Origin of the sequence: Brassicibacter mesophilus (genome assembly GCF_050433385.1) — a bacterium.
GTDB classification, from domain to species: Bacteria; Bacillota; Clostridia; order Tissierellales; family Proteiniboraceae; genus Brassicibacter; species Brassicibacter mesophilus.
This window is the reverse complement of the sequence record NZ_JBNPXI010000017.1, coordinates 94,724-102,416: the sequence shown is the minus strand read 5'-3', so window position 1 is coordinate 102,416 and position 7,693 is coordinate 94,724. Positions and strand designations below refer to the sequence as shown.

General features: G+C 31.2%; 7 protein-coding genes. 6 read left to right on the top strand and 1 reads right to left on the bottom strand.

The annotated features are described in order from the left end of the window. Window positions 1-232 precede the first annotated feature (232 nt). The 4 genes from HNR33_RS16385 to HNR33_RS16370 are packed head-to-tail and all read left to right on the top strand — an operon-like array spanning window position 233 to window position 3,507. Window positions 233-946, top strand: coding sequence for a GntR family transcriptional regulator (locus HNR33_RS16385; protein WP_429085275.1), 714 nt, complete (start codon window positions 233-235; stop codon window positions 944-946). 10 nt (window positions 947-956) lie between these two features. After that, window positions 957-1,736, top strand: coding sequence for a fructoselysine 6-kinase (gene frlD, locus HNR33_RS16380; RefSeq protein WP_429085273.1), 780 nt, complete (start codon window positions 957-959; stop codon window positions 1,734-1,736). A gap of 12 nt (window positions 1,737-1,748) precedes the next feature. Continuing rightward, window positions 1,749-2,459, top strand: a complete 711-nt coding sequence (locus HNR33_RS16375) for a GntR family transcriptional regulator (RefSeq protein ID WP_429085271.1) — start codon at window positions 1,749-1,751, stop codon at window positions 2,457-2,459. A gap of 25 nt (window positions 2,460-2,484) precedes the next feature. Next, on the top strand, window positions 2,485-3,507 hold the full coding sequence (locus HNR33_RS16370) for an SIS domain-containing protein (protein ID WP_429085269.1): 1,023 nt from the start codon (window positions 2,485-2,487) through the stop codon (window positions 3,505-3,507). A 66-nt stretch (window positions 3,508-3,573) separates the two neighbouring features. Here HNR33_RS16370 and HNR33_RS16365 read toward each other — a convergent pair whose 3' ends face one another. Next, window positions 3,574-4,506, bottom strand: a complete 933-nt coding sequence (locus HNR33_RS16365) for a hypothetical protein (protein ID WP_429085267.1) — start codon at window positions 4,504-4,506, stop codon at window positions 3,574-3,576. Window positions 4,507-4,973: 467 nt separating this feature from the next. Between HNR33_RS16365 and HNR33_RS16360 the strand changes: the two genes are divergently transcribed. Both HNR33_RS16360 and HNR33_RS16355 read left to right on the top strand, forming a co-directional pair. Next, window positions 4,974-6,353: a TldD/PmbA family protein gene (locus tag HNR33_RS16360; RefSeq protein ID WP_429085265.1), complete on the top strand. Its 1,380-nt coding sequence runs from the start codon at window positions 4,974-4,976 to the stop codon at window positions 6,351-6,353. 1 nt (window position 6,354) lies between these two features. Continuing rightward, complete coding sequence (locus HNR33_RS16355; protein ID WP_429085263.1) at window positions 6,355-7,650, top strand: TldD/PmbA family protein; 1,296 nt, start codon at window positions 6,355-6,357, stop codon at window positions 7,648-7,650. The last annotated feature ends 43 nt before the right edge of the window (window positions 7,651-7,693 follow it).

Sequence of the window (7,693 nt, the reverse complement as noted above, 5' to 3'; positions counted from 1 at the left end):
ATCATTAATTTTGCGGTTAATAATAGGTTACAATATTATGCTGGAGTTTTTCATTCGCAATTTTTACCTGCAACAAAACTAGCACAACGAGTTAAATTATGACATCCTTATGTTTTATTCAAATCAAATATAATTTTTTATAAAAACATGAAATGAATATTGCATTATAGAATGAAAATTGGTATAGTAAAATTGTAAACTGGTATATGTAATAAACCACTAGGAGGTGAATATGAGAAGCATTACTTTAGATATTCAGATTTATTTTGAAATTAAGAAGTATATCAATAAAAATGAGTTAAAAACAGGGGATAGGCTTCCTTCAGAAAGAGAATTATCTGAGATTTTTAATGTTCAAAGATTGACCGTAAGGGAAGCTTTAAAAAGACTAAAAAATGAAGGGATCGTATATTCGATCAGAGGTAGTGGAAATTACATAGCTGAAGAAAAAATACAGAGAAACCTATCAAAATTCGAATCCTTAACAAATACTATAAAAAAAATAGGATTCAATATAAAGACAAAAGTTATTTATATTAAAGAAATAGAAAGTAATAAAAAGCTATCTAATATTATGGATGTAACTCTTGGCACAAAGGTGTATGAAGTTAAGAGATTAAGATTTGTTAAGGATATTCCTCTAGCTCTTGAAACCTCATACATTCCAGTTAGATATGCGCAAGGACTTAATAATTGTGATTTAGAAAACAAATCATTATATGAAACTTTAGAAAATCAATATAATATAAAACTTTCAAGCGCGAATCAAGAAATATTTATGGTTTTTGCTGATAAGGAGGAAAGCAAGCTTTTAGGTATTGGTGAAGGAGATGCATTATTGATGCTTAAAGGTACAGTATTAGATAGTGAAGGAAAGAAAATTGAATACTCTAAATCACTTACTAGAGGAGATAGATGCGTATTTACAAGTGAATTAACGAGGTGATGAGATTAGTATGAGATTTATTGCTATTGGCGATAATTGTATAGATATTTATGAGCATACTGGAAAGGCTTTTCCTGGAGGAAACTCAGTTAATTTTTCTGTTTATGTTAAACAGCTTGGAGAAGATTCTTCTTACTTAGGGATAGTTGGTAATGATTATTACGGAGACATAATGATAAAAGAAATTAATTCTAAAGGAGTAGATGTAAGCTATTTACATAGAGTTTATGGCAGAACTGCAATTACTAAGGTGAAGCTTACTGATGGAGATAGAATACTAGGTGCTTATTATGAAGGTGTTTTCAAAAACTTTAAATTATCAGAGGATGATTTAAAGTATATAAAAAAACATGATTTTCTTCATACAGCTATATGGGGGAAATGTGAAGAATATCTAAATGAATTAAAAGAAAGACTAGTTATTTCCTTTGACTTTGCAGATAAAATAAATTGGACTAAGTTCGAAGATATCTGTCCAAATATTCATTATGCTTTTTTATCTTATAATAAAGATGATGAGTTTATAAGAGACATCTTAAAGAAAATAAAAAGACTTGGTCCGAAATGTGTAGTAGCAACTTTGGGACATAATGGCAGCATCGCATATGATGGGATGGAATTTTATAAGGAAGGGATTAAGCAGGTTGAAGTAGTGGACTCTTTAGGGGCTGGAGATTCATTTATTGCAGGTTTTATGGTAGGCATAGCTAGAGGGCGAGATATAAAAACATGCTTAAGTATGGGAACAAATAAGGCATCAAAAACAATTACTTATTTTGGAGCATGGTAGAGAGGTGATGAGTTGGACTATAGACCGCCAATATATATACAATTGAGAGAAGTAATAAGAGAAAAAATTGAAGATGGAGAATATAAATTTGGTGACTTAATTCCATCTGAGAGAGAGATGGCTAATACATATGGAATTAATAGAATGACTGTTAAAAATGCCGTTGATGGGCTGGTAAAAGAAGGATTACTTAAAAAAGTACAGGGAAAAGGAACCTTTGTATTAAGTAATAAAGTTAAAAGAGACTTAGAAAGTTTAACTGGACTAAGTGCTGCAATGAGAGCAAAAGGACTCAGTCCATCCTCGAAAGTTATATTGAAAGAGGCACTAGATGATATTTCTGCATTGAATGATATTTTAAACATACCTTCAGATCAAAAAGTATTTAGGATTTTAAGACTAAGGTTAGCAAACAGTGAACCTTCAGCTTTAGAAGATACATATGTGCCATATGAGATATTTAAAGATATTGATGAGGTAAATTTTGAGGTTATATCCTTATACGATTACATGGAATTAAAAGGAATAAAAGTGAAACTATCTTATCAGACTCTTACATTAGTTAAAGCAAATAATAGAGAAGCAAAGCTCTTATGTGTTCCAAAAGATACACCAATTTTTTTATTTGAATACTTGAGCAAAGATGAAAAAGGAAGGATTGTGGAATATACCAAATCCTATACTAGAGGAGATAAAATCTCTTATGAAGTTTTATTAAAATAAAGATAACAGAAAAGGGGGCTAAATTATGCTAGATTTAGATAAAAGTACTGTGGAATTTCTAGTTACATCTAGTATGGTAGAGGAAGTTGAAAATGTTTTAACAAACTGCACAAGAAAAGTCCAGAATGTTGTAGATACAATGATTCACAACAATATAAAGAAGCTATTCTTTGTAGGATGTGGAAGTTCAAAAGCTGTAGGAGATGCTGGGAAATATATTACTGAAAAGTATAGCACATTGTGCTCAAGTTCTTACACTGGGTGGGAATTTGTTGATAACACACCTAAAGCAGTTGATGAAAATTCGATGGTTATACTTACTTCTCAGTCAGGAAAGACAGAGGAAGTAGTAGAAGCGCTAAGAAAAGCTAATAGCTTAGGTGCAGTGACAGTTGGAATATGTAACAAAGCTGAGGGAAATCCACTAGGAGAAGAGTCCAAGATTACAGTAGATTACAATGCAGAAGCTATGTGGGAGTGTCAACTTGTAATTGTATATTCTATCATAGGAAGGTATATTCAAAAAATAGAACCTAGTAAGGAAATAGATAAACTTCTTGAAGATATCATAAATCTACCTAAGGTTTTGAAGTATCATGTTGAAAACTTTGAAGATAAGGCTTTTGAGATAGCGAAAAAAATAAGTGAATGGAAAGGGTTTTATACCGTAGCTGCAGGTCCATTAACTTCACTAGCCTATAAGGAAGGAGTTATTACCAACATGGAGTTTATGTGGGGTCATGGAGCTGTGATTCATAGTGGAGAGTTTAGACATGGGCCACTTGAAATAGTCGAAGAAAAGGTACCTTTCGTTTTTCTTTTAGGAACAGATGCTTCAAGACATATTACTGAAAGAGCCTTGAACTTTGTAAAAAAATATAAGGGAGACTATATTGTATTTGATTACAAAGATTTTAACATGGGATTGCATGAGGATTTATCACCGCTAGTTATGTTTGTGCCACTTGAATGGTTTAGCTACTATTTTGCTTTAGTAAGAGATCATAATCCAGATGATAGAAGATACTATGGAATAGTAGAATATTAGTATATTATGGGAATTATTGTAGCAGCAAGTGCTAGATTAGCACTTGCTGCATTTTTATCTAAAGTTTTAGTCCAGTATGCCGGTAATAAATTGTAAATCAATTCCTGTTCCACTTATTAATAAGCGCTCTTTTTTGTTGCTAAGTAAGTTCTGCGTCCAGTCAACAAAACCACCATCTACAATTTCAATACCATTAAGATTAATTTTATAATTGATACCTTGGTAATAATTATTGTCTGTTTCTTCTTTGTTTACTATGAAATCAATGCTTGGATAAAGTTTATAAAGGTGGTTATATATTCTATCAACAAATCCAGTATTATCAGTATAGCCATTCCTTGTATTAAGAGATACTTTAAGTTTATGACCTAATTTATAACCAAAATAGCTTACATAAAATTCTAAATGCTTGGAAATTGCATCTTTTTCGAAACCATAAGAACCTACGTCTTTGCCAGAGCTTACAAGAGTAAATAAACCAAAATGTGGAACAAACGCATTGTCTTTAAACATTTGACCACGAGTAACTCTACATGTAGTGGATAAATGAACAGTACTATTTGTATTATCAATAGTTTTGTTTTTAATTCCATTAGCTATGTGTATAGCAAGCATATTAGTACTATCTGAGATAAGTTCTAATCCTCTTGTTGCAGAGATAACATTGTTTTGGTCAACCTTTGCTATGACAGAACAACTCCCTAATGGACTTGCAGGAGAAAGCAAGACTGATGAAAATCCTAAAGCCTCAGCCATCTCAAGCATTAGTATTTCGACTTTTTTGACTTTAACCAGGTTAAGGTTAGCAGGCTTTACAAATCGGTTAGTATCATATTTACTTAAAATATCACTGGGAGTATTTTTATTTGCTATTTCTTTTGAAAGAAACATGAGAAGTGTAGAAACTTCAGATTGAGATAATTTAGTAGTAAGCTCATTTATTAAGTTTTTACTTCCTAATTTATGAAGTATATTATTAATAATTTTTGACTGCTCCATTATAAACCCACCTTAATCTAATGAAATATTTTTGTGATCTAAAATTAATGTTGGAAAAATAATCTATATCAATCTATTATACATTATTAAAAAATATTTCAAAAGAATACAATGGAGAATTTAGAAAAATTGGATAGCAAATATGCTAGAAATAAGAATTAAAAACCATCTATTTCTACGAAAGAAATAAGTAACTTGAAGCTAATATTTGTTATACCATTCTTCTCACATTAGCTTTATGCACTTTGGTTATTCATCTGTCAACCTCCTTTTTTTCTAATCTTAAATATATGAAATGAAATCATTCTTTTAATAATAGGGAAATATTACGTATATAGTTGATTATTAATAAAAATTATAATATTGTAGAAATAGATATAATAATTTAAATAAAAATATTGATAATATTAATAAAAATATTTAAATTATTAATATACTTAAGTCTATTAAAATGAAGGGGGTTCTATATGATTATAAAAAACTTAAATCATTATGGGGAATTATTAACTGAATATTCAGAGTTAAGAGTTCAGGAAAACAGAGATTTAACGATCGTATACAACAAAGGGAATTTAGTTAGAAATTCTAAGGAAACTAATGGAGGCGTTAGTGCAAGGTTTTGTAAAAAAGGTTCATGGGGCTTTGCTTCTACCCCTATGGTAAATTCACAAATGATAAGGACAGTTATAAAAGAAGCAAATGAAAATGCATTATTTTTAAATAAAAGAAAAAATAAAAACAAATTAGCTTTTTACAAAAGCATCCATTCATTTGAAAAAGATTTTAGTACAAAGAAAGCAAGATTAAGTCAAAAACAAATCATGAAGTTTGTAAAAGAAGTTGATACACATATTAACAAAAAATATCCAAAATTAAGTAATAGACAAGTTATATTGAATTGTCTTGACATGGAAAAGTCATTGTTAACTTCTGATGGAGCTAAACTATATTCTATGCTTCCAAGGACAATATTGATAGTGAGCTTGACTATGGAAAAAGAGGGTAAACCTATAGAAGCATATGATTTTTTCGGAGGGTTAGGACAATTTGAGGATGTTTTTAACGATCCTGAAGATATATTTGAAGATATAGATGAACTATATGAGCATTTAGTGAATAAAAGTGAAGGGATTTATGCAGAAGCAGGAATTAAAGAATGTATTCTTGATGCTAGATTAGCAGGTATACTTGCTCACGAGGCAATAGGTCATACAACAGAAGCAGATGGTGTTTTAGGAGGCTCTGTTGCAGGAGATAATTTAAATAAACAAGTGGCAAGTCCTCTTATAACACTAGTAGATTTTGCTAATACATATAATGGAGAAACATGCCCAGTTCCAATATATATAGATGATGAGGGAACTAAGGCAGATGATGCTGTAATCATTGAAAATGGTATATTAAAAGGATTTATGCATAATAAAGAAAGTGCACAACTCTTTAATGTTCAACCTAAGGGCAATGCAAGGGCATTTAAATATTCAGATGAGCCCCTAATAAGAATGAGAAACACTGCTATTTTACCAGGAAAAAGTAAATTACAGGATATGATATCTACAATAGAAGATGGATATTATCTTATTCAGCCTAATAATGGGCAAGCAGATACCACAAGTGAGTTTATGTTCGGGGTAACACTAGGCTATGAAATAAAAAATGGCAAATTAGGCAGAGCTATAAAAGATACCACTATATCTGGCATTGCCTTTGATGTTCTTAAAAGTGTTACCATGGTTTCAGAGGATATGAAGTGGATTGCAGGTGGCATGTGTGGGAAGAAACAGATGATAACCGTGGGCATGGGTGGTCCTGCGATTAAGTGCAAAATAAATATAGGGGGAAGATAATATGGATTATCATAACATTATAAAATATTGCTTGGATACCCTTTCAGAAAAGGGCGTGGATAAGTCTCAGTGTTTATTAACTACAATTAAAAAGCACGAGTTAAATGTAGGTGCTGGTGAAATATCCTTACTAAGAACGACTTTTGATACTACTCTAGATATAACAGCTATAAAGGATCATAAAAAAGGAAGATTATCTATCAACAAGATGGATGAAAATTCTATAAATGAAGGGATTAGGACAGTTATGGAATTATCTGAAACATCCAATGAAGATGACAGCTTTGACATAGCTTCTAGTCAAGAACCAGAAGTTTTTTATACAGGAGATAGAGAGCCTAATTTAGATAGGATGTATGAAGTTTTAGAAAGATTTGTTAATGATATCAAAACAACCCATTCACAAACAATGATTGAAGAAATGATATTAACCTTTGAAAAAAAAGATGAGTTCCTAATGAATTCAAATGGTGTAGATTTTAAGTCATATAAAGGTATATATGAAATTACTGTGGTATTTTCTTCAAAGGAGGGAGAAAAAAGATCTTCATTTAACTACACAAATTATTCGATGGAAAAAATAGAGAAGGATATAATTGAGTATGGGGCTATCAAAACTTTATTAGACCAATCGGTTGAACATATTCATGCAAAGCCCATAAAAGGTAAGTTTGTAGGTGACATTGTTGTCACCCCTGATTGTTTATCAACTATGATTTCGAGTTATATAAACACATTTTTAGGAGATGACGCATTAATTGGTGGCAGTAGTGTCCTTAAGGATCAGTTAAATGAGAAAGTTGCAAGCTCTGATTTTACACTACATCTTAGACCTGTTTCTGAAGAAGTGAGCAACAAATACTTTATAACGGATGATGGCTTTAAGTCAGAAAATCAAACTATCATTGAAAAGGGTATGCTCAAAGCCTTTGTATTAAGTTTGTATGGAGCAAATAAAACAGGATTTGAGAGGGCAAAGAACATCAGCAATAACTATGTGGTTGAAGCAGGAAATCGATCACTTGAGGATATGATCAAAAACGTTGATAAAGGTATATTACTTTGCAGATACTCAGGAGGGAGACCAAGCTCTAGCGGTGATTTCTCTGGTGTAGCAAAGAACAGCTTTTATATTGAAAATGGAGAGATTAAGCATCCTATATCTGAGACAATGGTTTCAGGCAATTTATTGGATTTATTTACGAACATCAAAGATATTTCTCAAGAGCGTGTTAATTTTGGCGATGCAATATTACCATGGATATGTTCCTTAGGTATTACTATTTCTGGTAAATAGAAACAATGTTAAGGGCTGCACTAGATATTCAATGTGAATGCAT

Bases quoted from the DNA above. Each gene is read 5' to 3' on its own strand.
- HNR33_RS16365 (WP_429085267.1), bottom strand. From the start codon at position 4,506: ATGGAGCAGTCAAAAATTATTAATAATATACTTCATAAATTAGGAAGT.
- HNR33_RS16385 (WP_429085275.1), top strand. From the start codon at position 233: ATGAGAAGCATTACTTTAGATATTCAGATTTATTTTGAAATTAAGAAG.
- HNR33_RS16370 (WP_429085269.1), top strand. From the start codon at position 2,485: ATGCTAGATTTAGATAAAAGTACTGTGGAATTTCTAGTTACATCTAGT.
- frlD (WP_429085273.1), top strand. From the start codon at position 957: ATGAGATTTATTGCTATTGGCGATAATTGTATAGATATTTATGAGCAT.
- HNR33_RS16355 (WP_429085263.1), top strand. From the start codon at position 6,355: ATGGATTATCATAACATTATAAAATATTGCTTGGATACCCTTTCAGAA.
- HNR33_RS16360 (WP_429085265.1), top strand. From the start codon at position 4,974: ATGATTATAAAAAACTTAAATCATTATGGGGAATTATTAACTGAATAT.